Below are 18,011 nucleotides of genomic sequence, written 5' to 3' on the forward strand. Positions count from 1 at the left end.
CGATGGTGCCGCCCAGTTCGCTCGTCACGAGCGTGCGCACGATCTGCAGCCCCAGGCCCTCGCTCCAGTCGCCGTCCGGCAGCCCCACGCCGTCATCCGAGATGGTGACGGTCAGGATTTCCTCGCCGGCGCCGTCGCGCGAGCGGTCGGCCGTGAGCCGGACCGTCCCCTCGCGGTCCTGCAGGCCATGCTCGACGGCGTTGGTCACCAGCTCGTTGATGACCAGTGCCAGCGGGGTCGCGAAGTCGCTGGGCAGCTCCCCGAACAGGCCCTCGCGCTCGGTGGCGACCCGCTGGGACGGCGACGCGACCTCCGCGGAGAGGCGGAACTGCCGGTCGATCAACTCGTCGAAGCCGACACGCTGCGTCAGCCCCTGCGACAGCGTCTCATGCACCAGGGCAATGGTCGAGACCCGGCGCATGGCCTGTTCCAGGCCCTGCCTGCCCTCCTCGCTGCGCATGCGCCGCGACTGCATGCGCAGCAGCGCCGCCACCGTCTGCAGGTTGTTCTTCACGCGGTGGTGGATCTCGCGGATCGTGGCATCCTTGGTGACCAATTCCTGTTCGCGCCGGCGCAGCTCCGAGACGTCCCGGCACAACACGAGGGCGCCGAAGCGTTCGGTGGCGTCGCGCAGCGGGATGGCGCGCAGGGACAGGCTGACGCCACGGGACTCGATCTCCGTCCGCCAGGGCATCCGGCCGGTGACCACCAGCGGCAGCGTCTCGTCGACCATGCGGCGGTCCTTGAGCAGCGCCGTCGTCACCTCGGCCAGCGAGCGGCCCTCCAGCGACTCGATGTCGCCGAGCCGGCGGAACGCCGACACCCCGTTCGGGCTGGCGTACTGGACGATCCCGTCGACGTCGAGCCGGAGCAGCCCGTCTCCCACCCGCGGCGCGCCGCGGCGCGAGCCGGTCGGCGAGGCGAAGTCCGGCCACAGGCCCAGCGTGCCCATCTTCAGCAGGTCGTAGGCGCACTGCCGGTAGGTCAGTTCCAGCCGGGACGGCATGCGCGAGCTGGAGAGGTCCATGTGGCTGGTGATGACGGCCAGCACGCGGCCGTTGCGCACCATCGGGATGGCCTCCACCCGCATGGCCATGTCGACGTGCCAGGCGCTCGTCTCGCTGGAACGCTCAATCCCCTGGCTGCGCCAGGCCGCGGTGACGAGCGGTTCCAGGTCGGCGCGAATCGCCTCGCCCACGAAGTCGGTGTGGAACAGCGTGTGGCTCGTGGACGGGCGCACGTGCGCGATCGCCACATAGCGCTTCTCCGGGTCCGGCAGCCACAGGGCCAGATCGGCGAAGGCCAGGTCGGAGACCAGCTGCCAGTCGCCGACCAGCAGGTGCAGCCATTCGGCGTCGCCGGGCCCGAGACCTGCCCCGTCCTTGAGCAGGTCGATGAAGACGGCCATCGAAGTCCCTTTCGGTCCGGCAAACGGGTGGGCCCACAGCTCCGAGGGGCCCCGTTGATGCCGCGCTTGCGCGGCATCAACGGGGAGGAGCTGGGGATTAGCGGCGCACGATCGAGCGCAGCAGCCTCAATGCTACCGACAGGGACGCCATGTCGTCCTGTTCGAGCGCATTGACCTCGGCGAACATCTTGGTGGCCCGGTCCAGCTGCTCCTGGTTCTGCGCCTCCCAGGCGGTGATCCGCTCGAACGTGTCGCCGCCGGCCGCCGTGCTGTGCATGATGTTCCGCGTCATGTCGGCCGTGGTGGAGTACAGGTCGTCGCGCAGTGCGGCGCGGGCCAGCGCCTGCCACCTGTCGTTGCGCGGCAGCGCCGTGATCCGCTCCAGCAGCTGGTCCACGCCGTAGCGCGCATACAGGGCATAGTAGACGCCGGCCACGTCCTCGACGGGTTCGTGGATGCTTTCGCTGGTCTTGGCGATGTCCAGCAGCGCGAACGACTCGAACAGCTCCGCCCAACGGCGGCCGAGCTCGTCCGGCACCGCCCATTCGACGCCGCGGGCGCGCCAGGCGGCCACGCGATCGGCGTCCTCGCCCTGCAGGAACTCGCCCAGCCGGCCGCCGATCCTCGCCACGACGGGACGGAACTCCTCGACCACGTCGGCGATCGGGCGCTGGCCCAGCCCCTCATGAACCAGCCAGCGGACGGCACGGTCCAGCAGGCGGCGCATGTCCAGCTGGATGTCGCACCAGTGAGAGGTGGAGAACGACGGCGGCAGCTCACCGAGTGCCCGCGTCATGGCATCGTAGTCGTAGATCTCGCGCAACGCCACGAATGCCTTGGCCACGACCGCCTCGGTGGCCGAGGACTCCTCCATGGCCCGGAAGGCGAACGTGATGCCGCCGACGTTGACCATGTCGTTGGCGACGATCGTGGCGATGATGTCCCGGCGCAGCGGGTGCGTGTCCAACTCGGCGTCGAACCGCTCGGCAAGCTGGGTCGGGAAGTACCCGCGCAGCGTCTTGCGGAACCACGGGTCGTCGGCCAGGGTGCTCTCGCGCAGCGCGTTGGCCAACTCGATCTTCGCGTAGGCGGCCAGCACCGACAACTCCGGGGACGTCAGGCCCTGGCCGGTCTGCAGGCGCTCGTGCAGGGCCGCCGTCGTCGGCAGCGCCTCCAGCTCCCGGTTCAGGTCGGCGTTGGTCTCCAGCCAGTCCATGAACCGCTCGTAGCTGGGGCTCCACTCGACGGTCCGCTGCCGGTCGTTGAGCAGCAGGATGTTCTGCTCGACGTTGTCCTCGAGCACCAGCCGGCCGACCTCGTCGGTCATGGCGGCCAGGAACGCCGGCCGCTCGGCCGGGTCCAGCTTGCGGGCGGCCACCATCCGGTCAACGAAGATCTTGATGTTGACCTCGTGGTCGGAGCAGTCCACGCCGGCCGAGTTGTCGATGGCGTCGGTGTTCAGGATGACCCCGTGCAGGGCCGCCTCGACGCGGCCGCGCTGGGTCATGCCCAGGTTGCCGCCCTCGCCGATCACCTTCACCCGCAGGTCGCGGCCGTCGACGCGGATGCCGTCGTTCGTTTTGTCCCCGACCTCCGCGTTCGTCTCGGTGCTGGCCTTGATGTAGGTGCCGATGCCGCCGTTGTAGAGCAGGTCGGCCGGGGCGAGCAGCACCGCGCGCAACAGTTCCGGCGGGCTCATCCGCTCGGTGCCCTCGGGCAGGCCCAGGGCCGTGCGGACCTCCTCGGTGATCGGGATGGACTTCAGCGACCGCGGGTACACGCCGCCGCCGGCGCTGATCAGCGTCTTGTCGTAGTCCTGCCAGGACGAGCGCGGCAGGTCGTACAGGCGCTGGCGCTCGGCGAACGCGGCGGCCGGGTCCGGGGTCGGGTCCAGGAAGATGTCGCGATGGTCGAACGCGGCGACGAGCCGGGCGTGCGGGGTGCGCAGCAGGCCGTTGCCGAACACGTCCCCGGACATGTCGCCGATGCCGACGACCGAGAACTCCTCGGCCTGCGTGTCGACGTCGAACTCGCTGAAGTGCCGCTTCACGGACTCCCAGGCGCCGCGGGCCGTGATGCCCATCTCCTTGTGGTCGTAGCCGACCGACCCGCCCGACGCGAACGCGTCGCCGAGCCAGAAACCGTACTCGGCGGAGATGGCGTTGGCGATGTCGGAGAACGACGCCGTCCCCTTGTCCGCGGCGACGACCAGGTACGAGTCGTCGTCGTCGTGCCGGACGACGCGCGACGGCGGCACGATCCGCTCGCCGTCGGCGTCGGTGACGAGGTTGTCGGTGAGGTCGAGCAGGCCGCGGATGAACATCTTGTAGCTTTCAATGCCCTCCGCCAGCCACGCGGCCCGGTCGAGCGCCGGGTTGGGAAGCTGCTTGGCGAAGAAGCCGCCCTTGGCGCCGGTCGGGACGATGACGGCGTTCTTCACCGTCTGTGCCTTGACCAGGCCCAGCACCTCGGTGCGGAAGTCCTCGCGCCGGTCGGACCAGCGCAGGCCGCCGCGGGCCACCTTGCCGAAGCGCAGGTGCACGCCCTCGACCCGCGGGGAATACACCCAGATCTCGTACTTCGGCCGCGGGAACGGCAGGCCCTCGATGTCGTTGGGGCTCAGCTTCAGGCTCAGGTAGTCCTTGCCCTGGAAGTAGTTGGTGCGCAACGTGGCCTCCACCAGGTTCGCCAGGGTGCGCAGCACACGGTCGCCGTCGAGCGTGGGGACCTGCTCGAGCGCGGCGGCCAGCCGCTCGCGCACGTCGGCCGTGCGCGCGTCGCGCGCATCGCCGGCCAGGTCGGGGTCGAAGCGGGTCTCGAACAGTTCGACGAGGGCGCGGGTGACCGCGGCGTTGTCCAGCAGCGTGTTCGCCACGAAACCATACGAGTTCGTGTTCCCCATCTGGCGCAGGTACTTGGCATAGCCGCGCAGGATGACGACCTCGCGCCAGTCCATGCCCTCGTGCAGCACAAGCCGGTCGAACAGGTCCGACTCGCTGGCCCCGGTCATGGCCGCGCCGAGCGCCGTGACGAGCAGCGGCGCCGTGCCGAGCGGGTCCACGCCGGCCGGGTATTTCAGGCCCAGGTCGTAGAGGAAGAACTCGCGCTTGTCGGCGGTCACGATCTCGAACGGGCGCTCGTCGAGCACTTCCAGGCCGAGGTTGTGGAAGTACGGCAGGATGGCGCTCAGGCTCTTCGGGTGGGCCATGTACAGCTTGAGCCGGGCATCCTCCTCCAGTTCCTCATCCGTGACGGCCGGCAGGTAGACGTGCATGCCGGGCGCCCACGTGCCCGCCGGCGCGCCGGCGGCCACCGTGGCCCGGTGGCCGGCGTCGAATTCCTCGAAGCGGTGGATGTCCTCGACGGCGTCCTCGACCTCGAAGTTGACCTTGTAGGTGGCCGGGAACGCGTCGGCCCACTTGTCGGCCAGCGCGTCGGCCTCGGCGAGCGGGTGCACGTCCCGCAGCACCTCCGTGACGCCCTCCGGCCAGGACCGGGCGGCCATGACGAGGCGCGCCTCGAGGCCGGCGACGTCGGCGTGTGCCGGTGCGCCCGTCTTGGGCAGGCGAATGCGGAAGAACAGCCGGGCCAGCGCCGATTCGCTCATGCGGGCCTCGAAGTCGATCGAGAGCGCCCCGAACGTGCGCGTCAGCTCGTCCTCGATGCGGCGGCGGGTGGCGGTGGTGTATCTGTCGCGCGGGATGTAGATCAGCGCGGACATGAAGCGTCCGTACACGTCCGGGCGCAGGAACAGCCGGGTGCGGCGGCGCTCCTGCAGGCGCAGGATGCCGTCGGCCGTGTCGATCAGGTCGCTCGTGTCGATTTGGAACAGCTCGTCGCGGGGGTAGGTTTCCAGGACGGCGAACAGGTCCTTGCCCGAGTGCGAGTCCGGCGGGAAGCCGAAGTGACGCAGCACGGCGTCGACCTTCTCGCGCACGACCGGGATGTTGCGCACCGACCCGGTGTAGACGGCCGAGGCGAACAGGCCGATGAAGCGCTGCTCCCCATTGACGTTGCCGTTCGCGTCGAAGGACTTGATCCCGATGTAGTCCAGGTAGGCCGCCCGGTGCACGGTGGAGCGCGAGTTCGCCTTCGTGATGACCAGGACGCGCTTCTCGCGCGCCTTGAGCTGGCCGACGGTCGTCAGGTGCTGCACCTGCGGATGCGTGGAGCCGTCGCGCAGCAGGCCCAGCCCGCTGCCTTCGCGGGCCAGCAACACGTCCTCCCCGTCCTGTTTGACGAGATCGTATTCGCGGTAGCCGAGGAACGTGAAGTTCCCGGCATCCATCCAGTGCAGCAGGTCCTCGGCCTCGCGCAGGTCCGTGATGGACTCGTCGGCCAGCGCCGTGGCCAGCACCTCGGCCCGGCTGAGCGCCTTCTCCCGCATGGCCGGCCAGTCCTCGACGGCGGCCTGGACGTTGGCCAGGATCTTGGTCAGGCCGGTGATGAGGGCTTCCTTCCCGGCGTCGCTGGTCCGGTCGATCTCCACGGCGATCCAGGATTCGAGGTGTGCCGCGGTGTCGCCGTTGATATCGAAGGCGGACAGGTTCGGGATGGCCGAGGTGTCGCCGCTGGCCACGCCGACGTGGGCCGGGACCCGATGGACGGCGACGATCGCGTCGCCGGCGCGGTCCCGGGTCACCACGAACATGGGGTGGATGACCAGCCGGATGGCGGCGTCCTGGTGGACGAGTTCGGCCGTGACGGAATCGACCAGGAACGGCATGTCGTCCGTGACGATGTAGACCACGGAGCAGTCTTCCTCGTCCAGCACCTCGACCCTGGCCTCACCGGCGTGGCGGACCGCCGCCAGTGCCCTGTGGGCCTCGGCCCGGTCGCTGAGGACCCTGGCGTCATAGGCGCCGGCGTCTTCAATGGCCAGGTGCTCGTAGTAGTCGGCGATGAACTGCTCATCCACCGGCATGCCCAGGGCCGGGTCGACTGTGGGGGATTCCTTCGACATGTGACAAACGCCTCCGTGAAAATGGGAAAGGCCGCATCATTGCGGCCTCATTGGCGAGCCTATCCCTAAAAATCGACCGTCGCTCTAGAAGTTCCCACAGTGGTTTTTGAATTTTGTTGGACGGATGCACAAGCCAGGCCGGCAATGGCCCGACGCAGCCCCGACTCCGGCGCCACCTCCATGAGGAGTCTTCCGGCGAACAGGGCACGGTCGGTCGTTTCCGGCTCCCAGGGCAGCAGGCGCGCTATGGGGTGGGCCGGGCCGAACCGCTGCCAGGCGGCGTCGAGCGCGCGGCGGGGACCGGGGCCGGTGGCCGTCTTGCGGACCTTGTTGAACACGACGGTGATGGACTTGCCGGGGACGACGTCGTCCACCTCGGCCAGGGCGCGGACCAGTCGCGGCATGCCGATGACATCAGCCGTGCCCACCGCATGGATTTCCGTGGCGGCGTCGAGCGCGCACAGGGCGGCCGCATTGCGCCTGGGGGCCATCGTGTCGTAACTGAGCTCCTCGTCCCGTTCCAGGCAGAAGCCGCAGTCGATCACGACGACGTCGGCGAGCTGTGTGGCGACGGCCAGCACGCGGTCGAACGCGGCCGCCCGGATCTCGGGCCACCGGTCCGCCCGGGTCAGCCCGGTGAGCAGCCGCAGCGTGCCGCCGGCAAACACGACCTCGGTGGCGATCCGGCCCAATTCGCCCGGGGTCAGCAGGCCCTGGTCGGCCAGCCGGCAGGCCTGCGCCAGTGAGGCCGCCTCGTCCAGCAGCCCGAGGCCTGCCGCCATGCTCGCCCCGTACGTGTCGGCATCCACGAGCAGGACCGCATGGCCCCGGGCGGCCAGTTCGGCGCCCAGGTTCAGCGCGACGGTCGTCCGCCCGGGGGCCCCGGCCGGCCCCCAGACCGCCAGCACCCGGGGGCCCGTGGCGCCCAGAGCCGTGCTGCCCGGACCGGAATCGGCCCGTCCCGAACCGACCGGTCCCGGGGTGCGGCGCTGCCACCAGCGGCGTGCCGCGTTGCGGCGCACCCGTTCCGGCCCGCCCCGCGGCTCGTACCCGATGGACGCATCGCCAGCGGGGCGATCACCATCCTCGGCCTTCGTGCCGTTCGGCTCCGGCTCGTACCCGACGCGTGCGCTCGTGCCGGGACCGTCGACGCTGCTGTCCGGTTCCCCGGCGGCCGGCGACCGGACGTCGGACCCCGGCGCGCCGCCGTCGTACGCGGCCGCCGCGGGCCGGGCTCCGGCGTCCACGCCCCACCCATGCGACCCGCCGCGTCCCCGGTGCGCCCGGGCGGCGACGGCCACCGCCACCGCGTCCGCAAGGCCGGCCGCCGTGACGGCCGTCCCGACGACGACGGCGCCGATGTCGCGCAGCCGGCCGGTGTCGGCGGGATCGTCGGCGAGCACGACGACGGCCACGCCCACGGCTGCCAGCCGGTCCACGAGCGTGGCGCTGAGCTCTCGGGTCCCGTCGGCCACGATGGCCGCATCGGCCAGGCCGCTTTGGCAGGCAGCCAGCACCTCGGCCAGGTCCGCCGCACGGCGGGCGACCGTGACCGGACCGGCCAGCCTGCCCAGCTGGTCCACCACGTGTCCGGGTGTGTCCCCCACCGCAATGACGGAAAGACTCCTCATGGCCGCCTCCTCACCGGATATGTCCTCACTGCGCGGCCGCGGCATTCCATACGACGGAGACCCTGGCCTTGTTGGCCAGGGCGCCGAGGATGCGCGGCATCTGGGCATCCGAGACGAGCACCATGAGCTGGGTCGTCTTGCCCGTCCCCAGCGCCGTGGCGGCGGAATCGAGCTCGGCGACCTCCACGCCGGGCAGCATGAGTTCGGGTTTTTGGTACCCGTTGCGGTCGTCAGGCAACGCCACCCACACGTCCACGTGCGCTCCGACGACGACCTGGCGCGGCAGCGGTTCGGTGACGGACAACGACGCGGGCTTGCGATCCAGGCCGTCGACGCCGCCAACGCTCGAACGGGCCACCAGCTCACCCTTGGGCACCATGCGCACGGCCACGGCGTTCTCGGGCAGCTGCGCCCCGGCCCGGACGTACTTGCCGTCCGCATCGCCGAGCCGCACCCCGACGCGGTCGAAGGAATCCGGCGTGAGTGGCTGGCCCACCACGATGGTGTCGCGGGCCACATACACGTCCACGGACTTGTCGGCGCCGCTGACCAGTGCGACGGTCCCGGCCACGGCGGCCAGGACCAGCAGCACTCCGACCAGCAGACGCGGGTCCTTCCAAGACGGCTTGGCCAAGCGGGCGGCCGGCGCCGCGGTATCTGCAACCATGGCTGCCTCCCCCGGGGAACGTTGACGGCGGCACCGGGCCGCAGTCCTCCCAGTCTGGCCTGTGCGCGGCCGAAAATGTAGCCCCCTCCGACGATTTGTGGAAATTGTGGACCATGGGCGCAGCTCATCAAAGTGTGGATAACCAGTACAAAGACGTCCAAACGTGGGACGATGGTGACATGCCTCGTTTCCTCACGCTGGCCGATGTGGCCGAACAACTCCAGATCTCCGCCGCGGCCTGCTACGCGCTGGTGCGCAGCGGCGAGTTGCCCGCCATCCAGATCGGCGGCCGCGGCCAATGGCGCGTGGAGGAGGCAAAGTTCGAGGAGTTCATCGCCGGCCGCTACGCCGCAGCCGCCGACCTGCTCGCCGGGCAACGCGCGCGCCACGACGCCTGACCGCGTGGGCCCACGGCGGCGAGGGCCCACGCCGCGAGCTAGGGTCCAAGGAGGATCTGTGCGGAAATTCACGTTTGGCATCGGGTGGCTGCCTTGCGTGTCCCGTTTGGGGAACCTTCCGCGGGACAGCTGCAACGTTCCGATGGTGAATCCCCTGTCGAACATCGACACGATGGCATATACTGCCAATGGAGGTGGTTGCCGTGGCGACGAGGAATGTTGTCCTGAGTCAACATCAGCACGAACTTGTTGAATCGTGGGTGAGGTCCGGGCGCTATCAGAATGCCAGCGAGGTGCTGCGCGAGGGTCTTCGGCTCTTGGAACGCCGGGAGGTGGAGGATGCGGCCAAGGTTGCTGCGCTGCGTGATGCTGCCTCGAAGGGTTGGTTGGATCTCGCCACGGGACGTTATGACGACATTGCCGATGAGAACCTCGATGACTTCATCGGACAGCTCGGTGGCCGCGCAGCGCGGGCCGACTTGGCCGGTTGATGGCGGGATACCGCCTAACCCACGTCGCTCAGGCCGATATCATCGCGATCCTTGCGTGGTCTGAGGAGCAGTTCGGTGAGGAAGCACGCAAGCGCTATGAGGCCCTGATCGCCACCGCCATCCGCGACGCGGCTTCGAGCACCAGCGATATCGGACATACCACCCGACCCGAACTGGGGGACGGCGTGTTCTCCTGGCACTTGGCACAGAGTCGCACCAGCGCCTCTGAAAAGGCTGTCCGACGACCGCGACACTTCCTCATCTGTCGTCGCGAAGGGGACGTGCTGGTCATCGGCCGAGTACTTCACGACGCCATGGAGCCCCGGCGACACGTCGATTCCCAGCAGGCTTGGGATTAGTCGCTCGCCGCGTCAAGCCATCAAAATCGGAAGCCGCGCCCCGGTGGTTCAGTGACATGCCACGCGTCAAGCTGGCGGCGGATGCCGTACCAGTTGGGGAACGCTGAGCGGGAATTCCCTCGTCTCGTCGTTGAGCTCAGATGCGACCTGCTGAATGGCCTTGACTTGGAGTGCACTCCAAGTTTTAGGCTCACGGTATGGGAATGGAAAAAGCGCTCACTCAGCAGGAGCCCAGCCTGACAATTACGCAGGTTTCGCAAATCACCAGGCTCTCTGCCGACACCCTCCGCTACTACGAAAAGGCCGGCCTGATCGAGCGCGTGGGACGGACGACGGGCAACCAACGTCGCTACGCCTCCGCCGACCTGGCGTGGCTGGAGTTCTTGCTTCGCCTTCGGGAGACAGGCATGTCGATTGACGACATGAAACGCTTCGCCCGACTCCGAGCGGCAGGAGACACCACCATCTCTGACCGGATCGCCATCCTCCGGGACCACTCCGACGGGCTTGCGGAACACATCCGCGCTCTCCAGCAGAATGCACTCGCCCTCGACGACAAAATCAACCACTACGAACAGCTGCTGAATACGCAGCAGAAAGAAGTCCGACCATGAGCATCGAGAACACCCCCGCCCTTCCCGCACACTCTCGGGAGGCGTCGTTCGAACGCGGGATGGAGGCCCTAACCGCGATCGACGGCGCTGGCGGCCAGAAGGTCATCGACTCCCTTGCCGTCATCTCGCCCGAACTCGGCCATCAGGTCGTCGCTTGGGCCTTCGGGGAAATTTACGTGCGACCTGGGCTCGCTCCGCGCGACCGCCAACTCGTGACACTCGGCATGCTGACAGCTCTGGGTGGCTGCGAACCCCAGCTTGAGGTACACATCAACGCCGCCCTCAACGTCGGGCTCACTGCAGACGAAATCGTAGAGGCCCTCCTGCACGCGGCGGTCTACTGTGGCATGCCCAAAGCCCTCAACGCCACCTTCGTCGCCAAGAAGGTCTTCAGCGAACGAGGCTTGCTCCGGGCCCAAGCCGCGTAGCTTCTCTCGACTGCCGCAGGCCCTGGTGAAGGCAATCGTGATTCAGCTGCCCGTATGTCGAACCTTGTCTGGGACAGCAACCAATGATTGCTGCTGGGGCAGCTGGAATCTGCGGGTGGACGGCACTTTTACGCTGGCCAGTATTTGCCCGCCCGTACTATGGGGTTCGCGTGATGCTCATGGATATCAGCCCGGTGACGGGTGCGCGGTTGATGATTTCTGTAACGTCGCTGATGTCCGTGATCCAGTCATGGACTTCCGGTGAAACGAGTTTGAAGAGGGAATTCATGTCTGCCAGTCGGCTCGTGACGCTGGTTGAGTCGCTGGCGACGGGTTCGAGGTGAGCCAGCCGGTTTCGTAGGCTGACGGCGGACTCCAGAAACTTCGCGACGTCGGCACGGGCTGTTCCGCGCGGAAAAGCCTGTGGAGATAAGGAGTCCAGAGTGTGCTTTCTCGCGCCCTGGGTGTGATCAGGAACTGCCAAAAGCCGAAGGATAGTCTGGCTATGACCATCCCGTGGGTGGCTGCGGCACCGATATCGCGTTGAGCGCTGCGAAGCAGTTTCCGCCCGTCGCTGTTGAGTCTCTGCTGTCGGAGGCGAACTCGCTGCGTGCCGTTTTCCAGGTGCAACCAACCTGGTGCTGGTTGTGCTGCCCAATCGGGAAAAGCAGGTGCCAGCTGGGCGTCAAGGGCATTGCGAACCGAGACCTCCACATGGGCCAGGTCGCGGAGGATCGCTGACGATAGTTCAGAGTTCCATGCGTAGATTTGCATGGCCAACATGTGGTCACCGGACGCCAAGGTCAGATACTTGTCATAGCGGTGTTGCGATAGCCATGCAACGGCCTGATCTGGCGTGGGAATGGTGGCGTGTGGAAATCCTTCGGGCATGGGTAGTAGACTACGGGGGCACTACGGGATCGGTCCTCTGTTCAATGGTTCGCCATTCGATTAGGCAGCGTGGTGCATAGAAAGAATTGAAGGGCCCATCGTCACGATGGGCCCTTTCTTTTCATGCCGGCGTCGACTGAGCCGGAGCACCGCAGCGAATGCGCTGCATTCCAAAATAGAGATGTCAGCCTCCAGAAGACGACTGTACAAATGTCGAAAGTCGTCTCCCCAGCACTTCCGCGCCCGTAGCGGGAACGCCTGATACAGTCGCAGCTCGATTAGCGGCCGGGTCACAGGACATCCTCCTGCGGGGAGGCGCGCCCGTGGTGCTGGCGCGTCGCGAAGACTACGCTTTGGGGCATGACCGGTTCGAAGATGTCTCAGAACTACACCGACGGTGCCCGGCGGGCGGTGGTCATGGCGCAGGCAGAGTCAAGGTGGATGATGCATGACTCGTACATCGGTCCCGAGCATCTATTATTGGGGCTTTTGCACGCATATCCAAACATGGTGCAGACGGCGCTGGGCGTCTGGCCGGATGAAGTGCGTGATGCGATAATGAGTTTCGCCTCCGCTGGTCCGCAAGACAACTCAGAATCGTTGCCATTCACCCGCATGTCTCTGGAGGTCCTCAAGGCGGCGCAGCGCACCGCGCGGGAGCTTCACTCCGATCACGTCGGGATCAAGCACCTATTGTTTGGGGTGCTGAGTGTCCATAGCGAACGCCTGGATCGTGCGCTGGCCGCTGCGGGTGTGGATCGAGACAGTGCGCAAACGCGGGTAATGGCGGCGCTTACGCGGGGGTGACCGGTTGCTCCGAGTTGGGCAACAGGCAGCGATCGCCCGCCGTCCTATCCTCGCAAGCACCCGCAAGGGGTCCGTCCGGATAGGTATTTCCGAGAGTCCCGTATGCCGGTCACCCAACGAGACAGGCACCGTTGAAGAACGTCGGATCGCGATTAGCGTGTTTCCTTGACCGACCGATTCCCGGAGGACCCGCCCGCGAAAATGCCCAGTGACGGGAGGACAAACGCTACATTCAACCGCTGCTTGACCTCGGGCGTGCATTTCCGTACCGATCCTCCTGAGACCTCGAGCTTGCCAGCAGCGGGAGCCGCTGGGTCAGAACTCGTTGTCCGACCCCGATGCCACGACCAGCACGTTCCGCAGCGGGATGAGTACGGATCCGCGGACATTGTCATGCCGGCGCGTGGCGCCGTCCACGACGACGGCCAGCTGGACGTGGTCGACGCCGACCCGGTCCAGGACCCCGCGCAGGCTCCGGCCGCCGTCGACTTCGATCGTGACCACAGCACGGTTCCGGGCCAGGAGCCGCAGCGCCGCGGGCAGCGTGTAGGGGATGCGTGCAGGGTCGGCGGCGAGGACGCCGCCCGCGCCACGCACCTGTGCCAGTGCCGCCATCGGCACCACCAGGCAGCGGCCGGCCGATCCCAGCAGCAGCCACTCGGGCGCCACGCGCAGCAACTCCCCATGCAGCACGGCGCCGCTGCGCAGCGTTGCGGCGATCGCGCCGCCCAGCGAGCCACGCAGCGCGTCGGCAAGCGTTGACTGGGCCAGTTCAATCCGGGCCAGCTCATTGACCTCGGCCTCCAGCTCACGCTGCTCAACGGCATGCCACTGGGCGTCCAGGTCCCCGAACAGTGCGTCCCATCGCATGCGCACACGCTAGGTGTGCTCTGCAGGTCGGGTCAAGTTGCGGTGCCGCGGCGGCCGCTCCCCGTCCTGCACAATCTCCCCCCCACCCCTAGACAGGACCGCATAACACGTTCAAACTGATTCTCAAGACATCAAAACACATCAAACACTATTAAAAGATGTGAGGAGCGATCATGAACAGGCAGACACGTGCGGACGCCGCGATGACGGCGGCGGTCCTGCTGCTGGCCGCGTCGCTGCTGTACACGGGCACGTCGCTGCTGCGGAACTGGGAGGCGGCGGGCCCCGGACGAACGCTTGGGCTGGATGAGGCCGTCGGGGCCCTCGCCGCCGGCGCCGGAGTGGCCATCGCCCTGTGGTGGTTCGCCGCCATGGCGTGCGCCGTCATCGCCGCCCTGGCCGAGCGAACGGGCCGGCACCGCCTGGCCGCCGTATCGGGGCAATGGTCGCCGGCCTTCATGCGGCGCCTGGTCCTCGTGGTCCTGGGCCTGAACCTGGTGTCGGCGCCGCTCGCCACGGCCGCACCCGGCGGGCCCATCGATCCGCGGTGGCACGCCGTCGTCTCCCAAGCCCAACCGGTCCCATCCCGGCAGGCGCCGGCCGGGACGCCGTCCGTGGACCCCATCGTAGACCCCACTTGGCAGCCGCTGCCCGCCGCCAAGCCGTCGTGGCTTCCCAGACCGCCGGCATCCGATCCCGGCCCCATCGTGGCCGCGCCCACGCGGCCCGGCGACGGCGGCACCCGGCTTGGGCACACCGTCGTCGTCCACGCGGGCGACTCCCTGTGGAGCATCGCAGCGCAGGAGCTGGGCCCCTACGCCACCGATCTGGAAGTCTCACAGGCGTGGCCCCAGTGGTACCGGGCGAACCGGGCCATCATCGGCGACGACCCCGACGCCATCGTGCCCGGGCAGATCCTGCACTCACCGAACAAGTAGCGACCCATCCACCACAGCCCTTATCCACCGCAGTGCGCCTTCTCGGCAGAGCGCACCAAGCCAAAGGAGTCTCCCATGACCGCACAGGCAACCGAGGCGCCGCTGACGCCCATCACGAGCCGACCGGCGCCGCTTCCCGCCACCGACGGGCCGCCGGCACCGGTGTTGAAGATGCCCGTCCGGCACCGGTCCGGCGCCCGGTCCGACGGCGCCGCGACGCAACCATTGGCGGCGCCGACCCCGCTCGAGGCGGTCCGGGGCGAGCATGAGCTCGTCGCCGAAATGGCGCGCCGGCTGGGCCTGGCCGCGTTGGAGGTGCTCAACGGGTCCCGCTCCGTCCAACAGCTGGCCCGGTGGCTGGATCCGCACAGTTTCGAGGCGCTGGCCGTGCGCGCCCAGCTCACGGCCGCCGCCTACCACGCGGCCGAGCGCAAGCTCAGTTGCGCCGGACGGGACGGGGTGCGCCAATTGCGACAGCAGCCGACCGTGCATTCCGTGCACGCCAGCCACGTCGCCCCCGGCATCTACGAGACGTCACTCGTGGTGGCCGACACGCTCCGGGTCCGGGCCATGGCCCTGCGGCTGGAACAGGCAAACGGCAGGTGGCGGGTGACGGCGCTGCAGATCGGTTAGCGGCGCTTCTTCTTCTTCGCGTTCTTCACATTCTTGCCGGCCGGGCGCTTGGCCGACGGCGGCAGGCCGTCGCCGGAGGAGCGGCGTTCCACGTGCGTCTCGGCCATGCCCTGGGCGTCCGGGGCGGTGAACTGCAGCTGGGCCGGGCGCTCGGGCGCCTGCAGGCCGGGGGCGGTGACCGTCGGGGCCCCATGGTTGCCGCCGGCCAGCCGCTCCATGAGCGCGGCCGGCTGGTCCTCGACGACGCCGACCGGCGGGGCGTTCTCGACCTGGACGTCCAGGTTGAACAGGAACCCGACGCTCTCTTCGCGGATGCCGGCCATCATCGCCTGGAACATCTCGAAACCCTCGCGCTGGTACTCGACCAGCGGGTCGCGCTGGGCCATGGCGCGCAGGCCGATGCCTTCCTTCAGGTAGTCCATCTCGTACAGGTGTTCCTGCCACTTGCGGCCCACGACGGACAACACGACCCGGCGTTCCAGCTCACGCATGGTTTCCGAGCCGAGCGACGCCTCGCGCTCCTGGTATGCCAGCCTGGCATCGGAGAGCAGCTCGGTCTTCAGGATCTCCGGGGTGATCCGGCCTTCGCCGCCCACTTCCTCGGCGATGTCGTCCACCGTGACGGACACCGGGTACAGCGTACCCAGGTTCGTCCAGAGCGCCTCGAAGTCCCAGTTACCCTGAGTGCCCGTGCTCGTGGCCGCGTCGATGAACTCGTTGATGGTGTCCTCGAGGAAGAACTGCACCTTCTCGTGCAGGTCGTCGCCATGGAGGATGCGCCGCCGGTCGTCGTAGATGGCCTCGCGCTGGCGGTTCATGACGTCGTCGTACTTGAGTACATTCTTGCGCTGCTCGGCGTTGCGGCCCTCGACCTGCCCCTGGGCGGAGGCGATGGCCTTGGAGACGAGCTTCGACTCGAGCGCCACGTCGTCGGGCATGACGGAGCGCGACATGAGCCGCTCGGCCGCACCGGAGTTGAACAGGCGCATCAGGTCGTCGGTCAGCGACAGGTAGAAGCGGGACTCGCCCGGGTCGCCCTGGCGCCCGGAGCGGCCGCGCAGCTGGTTGTCGATGCGGCGCGATTCGTGCCGCTCGGTGCCCAGCACATACAGGCCGCCGGACGCCAGCACCTCGTTGTGTTCGTCCGCGACGGCCCGCTTGGCCTCCTCGAACGCCTCGACCCAGGCGGCCTCGTACTCCTCCGGCGTCTCCTCCGGGTCCAGGCCGCGCGCGGCCAGCGCGGCCACCGCGTTGAACTCGGCGTTGCCGCCCAGCATGATGTCGGTGCCGCGGCCGGCCATGTTCGTGGCGACCGTGACGGCGCCCTTGCGTCCGGCCTGCGCAACGATGGCGGCCTCCCGCGCGTGGTTCTTGGCGTTCAGCACCTCGTGCCGGATGCCCCGCTCGGCCAGCTTCTTGGAGAGGTATTCGCTCTTCTCGACACTGGTCGTGCCGACCAGCACGGGCTGTCCGCCCTCGTGCCGGGTGGCGATGTCCTCGACGACCGCATCGAACTTGACGATCTCGTTCTTGTAGACGAGATCGGACTGGTCCACGCGCTGCATCGGCATGTTGGTCGGGATCGGCACCACGCCCAGCTTGTAGGTTCCCATGAACTCGGCGGCCTCGGTCTCGGCCGTGCCCGTCATGCCGGAGAGCTTCTCGTACAGGCGGAAGTAGTTCTGCAAGGTGACGGTGGCCAGCGTCTGGTTCTCCGCCTTGATCTCCACCCCCTCCTTCGCCTCGATGGCCTGGTGCATGCCCTCGTTGTAGCGCCGTCCGGCCAGGATGCGCCCGGTGTGCTCGTCGACGATCAGCACCTCGCCATTGAGCACGACGTAATCCTTGTCGCGCTTGAACAGTTCCTTGGCCTTGATGGCGTTGTTCAGGAAGCCGATCAGCGGCGTGTTCGCCGACTCGTACAGGTTGCGGATGCCCAGATAGTCCTCGACCTTTTCAATGCCGGGCTCGAGCACGCCGACGGTGCGCTTCTTCTCGTCGACCTCGTAGTCGGACTCGGGGTGCAGGCGCAGCACCACCTTGGCGAATTCGCCATACCAGCGGTTGGCGTCGCCGGAGGCCGGGCCGGAGATGATCAGCGGTGTGCGGGCCTCGTCGATGAGGATCGAGTCGACCTCGTCGACGATGGCGAAGTGGTGGCCGCGCTGGACCAGTTCGTCGCTGGTCCACGCCATGTTGTCGCGCAGGTAGTCGAAGCCGAACTCGTTGTTCGTGCCGTACGTGATGTCCGCCCCGTATTGGCCGCGGCGGGTGGCGGGGTCCTGGTTGGACAGGATGCAGCCGCTGGTCAGGCCCAGGAACCGGTAGACGCGGCCCATCAGGTCGGACTGGTACTCGGCAAGGTAGTCGTTGACCGTGACCACGTGCACGCCCTTGCCGGTCAGCGCGTTCAGGTAGGCCGGTGCCGTGGCGACCAGGGTCTTGCCCTCGCCGGTCTTCATCTCGGCGATATTGCCCAGGTGCAGGGCCGCCCCGCCCATCATCTGCACGCGGAAATGCCGCATGCCAAGCGTTCGCGAGGACGCCTCACGGACGGCGGCGAACGCCTCCGGCAGCAGCGACTCGAGGGTCTCCCCGTCCTGGTGGCGTTCCTTGAGCCGGTCGGTCTCTTCCCGGAGTTCGGCGTCCGTGAACGCCTTGAATGACTCCTCCAGTGAATCGATGGCGTCCGCGTAGACGTTCAGCCGCTTCAACGTCCGCCGGTCGCCCGTCCGAAGGACCCGCTCAAGAATCGATGGCACGAAATTGCTCCCAATCTGTGGCTGCCTGAAAGTGGCGTGTTCAGTCTACGTGACGACCCCGACGGAAGCCGGTGGCCGCACGTCCCCGGGGGTGTGCGTCAGATTTGTAGGTAGTTGCGTCCGGTAACGGTTTTGTGGCTGTGGGCGGCGG

Annotated in this window: 15 protein-coding genes; 8 read left to right on the forward strand and 7 right to left on the reverse strand. The window is 67.8% G+C overall.

All coding sequences use genetic code 11. The features are described from left to right. From EJC77_RS00600 to EJC77_RS00615, 4 genes are all read right to left on the reverse strand, one after another. Positions 1 to 1,408 (reverse strand): sensor histidine kinase (locus tag EJC77_RS00600; RefSeq protein WP_240629598.1); only part of this gene is annotated, 1,408 nt, incomplete at its 3' end. Positions 1,409 to 1,505: 97 nt separating this feature from the next. Further along, positions 1,506 to 6,371: an NAD-glutamate dehydrogenase gene (locus EJC77_RS00605; RefSeq protein ID WP_125609625.1), complete on the reverse strand. Its 4,866-nt coding sequence runs from the start codon at positions 6,369 to 6,371 to the stop codon at positions 1,506 to 1,508. A 65-nt stretch (positions 6,372 to 6,436) separates the two neighbouring features. Further along, positions 6,437 to 8,002, reverse strand: a complete 1,566-nt coding sequence (locus tag EJC77_RS00610) for a CpaE/TadZ family protein (protein WP_125609626.1) — start codon at positions 8,000 to 8,002, stop codon at positions 6,437 to 6,439. A gap of 25 nt (positions 8,003 to 8,027) precedes the next feature. Then, positions 8,028 to 8,669: a hypothetical protein gene (locus tag EJC77_RS00615; RefSeq protein ID WP_125609627.1), complete on the reverse strand. Its 642-nt coding sequence runs from the start codon at positions 8,667 to 8,669 to the stop codon at positions 8,028 to 8,030. A 179-nt stretch (positions 8,670 to 8,848) separates the two neighbouring features. Here EJC77_RS00615 and EJC77_RS00620 point away from each other — a divergent pair, with 179 nt between their 5' ends. The 5 genes from EJC77_RS00620 to EJC77_RS00640 all read left to right on the forward strand — a co-directional run bounded on the left by EJC77_RS00620 (position 8,849) and on the right by EJC77_RS00640 (position 10,959). Then, positions 8,849 to 9,067, forward strand: a complete 219-nt coding sequence (locus EJC77_RS00620; RefSeq protein WP_125609628.1) for a helix-turn-helix domain-containing protein — start codon at positions 8,849 to 8,851, stop codon at positions 9,065 to 9,067. A gap of 188 nt (positions 9,068 to 9,255) precedes the next feature. Continuing rightward, positions 9,256 to 9,558: a type II toxin-antitoxin system ParD family antitoxin gene (locus tag EJC77_RS00625; protein WP_205786737.1), complete on the forward strand. Its 303-nt coding sequence runs from the start codon at positions 9,256 to 9,258 to the stop codon at positions 9,556 to 9,558. Continuing rightward, complete coding sequence (locus EJC77_RS00630) at positions 9,558 to 9,917, forward strand: type II toxin-antitoxin system RelE/ParE family toxin (protein WP_125609629.1); 360 nt, start codon at positions 9,558 to 9,560, stop codon at positions 9,915 to 9,917. The genes EJC77_RS00625 and EJC77_RS00630 overlap by 1 nt, the downstream gene beginning before the upstream one ends. 197 nt (positions 9,918 to 10,114) lie before the next feature. After that, positions 10,115 to 10,531, forward strand: coding sequence for a MerR family transcriptional regulator (locus tag EJC77_RS00635; protein ID WP_125609630.1), 417 nt, complete (start codon positions 10,115 to 10,117; stop codon positions 10,529 to 10,531). After that, a complete protein-coding gene (locus EJC77_RS00640) occupies positions 10,528 to 10,959 on the forward strand; it encodes a carboxymuconolactone decarboxylase family protein (RefSeq protein ID WP_125609631.1) in 432 nt (143 codons plus the stop codon). Before EJC77_RS00635 ends, EJC77_RS00640 begins: the two co-directional genes overlap by 4 nt. A 285-nt stretch (positions 10,960 to 11,244) precedes the next feature. On the opposite strand, the gene EJC77_RS20595 is transcribed toward EJC77_RS00640, so the two are convergent. Further along, positions 11,245 to 11,850: a hypothetical protein gene (locus tag EJC77_RS20595; RefSeq protein ID WP_125609632.1), complete on the reverse strand. Its 606-nt coding sequence runs from the start codon at positions 11,848 to 11,850 to the stop codon at positions 11,245 to 11,247. Positions 11,851 to 12,210: 360 nt separating this feature from the next. Here EJC77_RS20595 and EJC77_RS00650 point away from each other — a divergent pair, with 360 nt between their 5' ends. Then, on the forward strand, positions 12,211 to 12,657 hold the full coding sequence (locus tag EJC77_RS00650) for a Clp protease N-terminal domain-containing protein (RefSeq protein ID WP_125609633.1): 447 nt from the start codon (positions 12,211 to 12,213) through the stop codon (positions 12,655 to 12,657). 315 nt (positions 12,658 to 12,972) lie between these two features. On the opposite strand, the gene EJC77_RS00655 is transcribed toward EJC77_RS00650, so the two are convergent. Beyond that, positions 12,973 to 13,527, reverse strand: a complete 555-nt coding sequence (locus EJC77_RS00655; protein WP_125609634.1) for an LSm family protein — start codon at positions 13,525 to 13,527, stop codon at positions 12,973 to 12,975. Positions 13,528 to 13,700: 173 nt separating this feature from the next. On the opposite strand from EJC77_RS00655, the gene EJC77_RS00660 reads away from it, so the two are divergent. Together EJC77_RS00660 and EJC77_RS00665 are read left to right on the forward strand one after the other, a co-directional pair. After that, entirely contained in the window at positions 13,701 to 14,465 is a 765-nt protein-coding gene (locus tag EJC77_RS00660; protein ID WP_125609635.1) for a LysM peptidoglycan-binding domain-containing protein, read from the forward strand. A gap of 75 nt (positions 14,466 to 14,540) precedes the next feature. Beyond that, positions 14,541 to 15,098, forward strand: a complete 558-nt coding sequence (locus tag EJC77_RS00665) for an Rv3235 family protein (protein ID WP_125609636.1) — start codon at positions 14,541 to 14,543, stop codon at positions 15,096 to 15,098. Here EJC77_RS00665 and secA read toward each other — a convergent pair. After that, positions 15,095 to 17,860: a preprotein translocase subunit SecA gene (gene secA, locus EJC77_RS00670; RefSeq protein WP_125609637.1), complete on the reverse strand. Its 2,766-nt coding sequence runs from the start codon at positions 17,858 to 17,860 to the stop codon at positions 15,095 to 15,097. The two genes, EJC77_RS00665 and secA, sit on opposite strands and share 4 nt — an antisense overlap. Positions 17,861 to 18,011 lie beyond the last annotated feature (151 nt).

Source organism: Specibacter cremeus (genome assembly GCF_003946885.1).
GTDB classification, from domain to species: domain Bacteria; phylum Actinomycetota; class Actinomycetes; order Actinomycetales; family Micrococcaceae; genus Specibacter; species Specibacter cremeus.

Coding starts and splice junctions, on each gene's coding strand:
- EJC77_RS00650 (WP_125609633.1), top strand. CDS start 12,211: ATGACCGGTTCGAAGATGTCTCAGAACTACACCGACGGTGCCCGGCGG.
- EJC77_RS00635 (WP_125609630.1), top strand. CDS start 10,115: ATGGGAATGGAAAAAGCGCTCACTCAGCAGGAGCCCAGCCTGACAATT.
- EJC77_RS00620 (WP_125609628.1), top strand. CDS start 8,849: ATGCCTCGTTTCCTCACGCTGGCCGATGTGGCCGAACAACTCCAGATC.
- EJC77_RS00640 (WP_125609631.1), top strand. CDS start 10,528: ATGAGCATCGAGAACACCCCCGCCCTTCCCGCACACTCTCGGGAGGCG.
- EJC77_RS00625 (WP_205786737.1), top strand. CDS start 9,256: ATGGAGGTGGTTGCCGTGGCGACGAGGAATGTTGTCCTGAGTCAACAT.
- EJC77_RS00630 (WP_125609629.1), top strand. CDS start 9,558: ATGGCGGGATACCGCCTAACCCACGTCGCTCAGGCCGATATCATCGCG.
- EJC77_RS00605 (WP_125609625.1), bottom strand. CDS start 6,371: ATGTCGAAGGAATCCCCCACAGTCGACCCGGCCCTGGGCATGCCGGTG.
- EJC77_RS00665 (WP_125609636.1), top strand. CDS start 14,541: ATGACCGCACAGGCAACCGAGGCGCCGCTGACGCCCATCACGAGCCGA.
- EJC77_RS00655 (WP_125609634.1), bottom strand. CDS start 13,527: ATGCGATGGGACGCACTGTTCGGGGACCTGGACGCCCAGTGGCATGCC.
- EJC77_RS00660 (WP_125609635.1), top strand. CDS start 13,701: ATGAACAGGCAGACACGTGCGGACGCCGCGATGACGGCGGCGGTCCTG.
- EJC77_RS20595 (WP_125609632.1), bottom strand. CDS start 11,850: ATGCCCGAAGGATTTCCACACGCCACCATTCCCACGCCAGATCAGGCC.
- EJC77_RS00615 (WP_125609627.1), bottom strand. CDS start 8,669: ATGGTTGCAGATACCGCGGCGCCGGCCGCCCGCTTGGCCAAGCCGTCT.
- EJC77_RS00610 (WP_125609626.1), bottom strand. CDS start 8,002: ATGAGGAGTCTTTCCGTCATTGCGGTGGGGGACACACCCGGACACGTG.